This window comes from Flavobacterium solisilvae, from assembly GCF_012911605.1.
GTDB lineage: Bacteria > Bacteroidota > Bacteroidia > Flavobacteriales > Flavobacteriaceae > Flavobacterium > Flavobacterium solisilvae.
This window is the reverse complement of sequence record NZ_JAAMPT010000164.1, coordinates 1-1,173: the sequence shown is the minus strand read 5'-3', so window position 1 is coordinate 1,173 and position 1,173 is coordinate 1. Positions and strand designations below refer to the sequence as shown.

Annotated in this window: 1 protein-coding gene; it reads left to right on the top strand. The window is 29.0% G+C overall.

Translation table 11 applies throughout. The annotated features are described in order from the left end of the window. The first annotated feature begins 167 nt into the window (after positions 1–167). On the top strand, positions 168–917 hold the full coding sequence (locus tag G6042_RS00770) for a hypothetical protein (protein WP_169522368.1): 750 nt from the start codon (positions 168–170) through the stop codon (positions 915–917). Positions 918–1,173: the final 256 nt, after the last annotated feature.

The window sequence follows — 1,173 nt, the reverse complement described above, 5'->3', positions numbered from 1 at the left end:
GTTGCGAGCTATTCCTTGTATATGTTGCATCACTAAAAATAATGAATTTATCTTTTTCTTACAACTATTTTACTATATTTGGTACTAGGATTGTGGAGGTTTTTTCACAGTCTGACGTTAGGTGCTATTTTTCCCAAAACGAGACGAATTGTAATTAAATACACATTATGAAAAAAATTATTGCTTTAATTCTAATTATGCTTTTTTTACAATCTTGCAAAAATGATGACTTTTTTTCAGCCGGAAAATTCTATAAAATGACTGATAAAAAAAACAAATTTGAAATGTACATGACTTTCATTGAAGATAGCACTATTGCTTTTAATGCAGATACTTTGATGACTTGTGGATGGAATTTTTTAAAATATTCAAAGAATAAAAAAGGTATATATATAATAGTTGAGGAAAAACTGGATACAACTTGGTTGAAAATTGAGAACGACAAAATTGTAATGCAAAATAGTCTTCAAAATGATAGTTTTGATGAAATTGATTTTTCTTCAAAAAAAGTTGACAGCATATCTCAAATTATAAATAAAGTCAAAAGTTTCTCAGACAAAAAAATTAGATTTAGTTGTGAAATTAACATTAATGAAGTTCCTTATTTTTATGACAATGCAATTGCAGAAATCAAATCAAACTTAAAAAATCCGAATAGCGCAAAATTCAGAGAAGTTTACATTCATCCTTACAAAGATATTATTGACGATAAATACCAGAATACACAGATTAAAGTTGTTTCAGTGGAAGTTGAAGCTACTAATAGTTTTGGAGGTTTTACAGTTGATACATTTTATGTTTATTTCACACCAGATGCAAAGAATTCTAAAAATTATGAATTAAAGTTTAGTGATTCACCATTATACAAATCGATTTTGGATAGAGTAAAAGAAATGCATGAATTAAATGTTGAATAAAAAACAGCACCTAACAGCAGTTTGCAACAACTGCGTGGCTTGGGTTTCTCACCGAATTTTCTGCGAAAATTCAAAGCCAAGTTTTGTACTTGGAATCATTAGTAATAAATCGTCGCAGCTGTTGCAAGCCGCGGCACGTCAGCTTGTGAAAAAACCCCATTTTCAATACAAATTCACTTAATTAAAAGCTTATAAATTGGTTTTAAGCCAAGGTATATTTTGAAGTAGTTTGATTTGTTCCCAAAATGATACGAAC

Coding starts and splice junctions, on each gene's coding strand:
- G6042_RS00770 (WP_169522368.1), top strand. CDS start 168: ATGAAAAAAATTATTGCTTTAATTCTAATTATGCTTTTTTTACAATCT.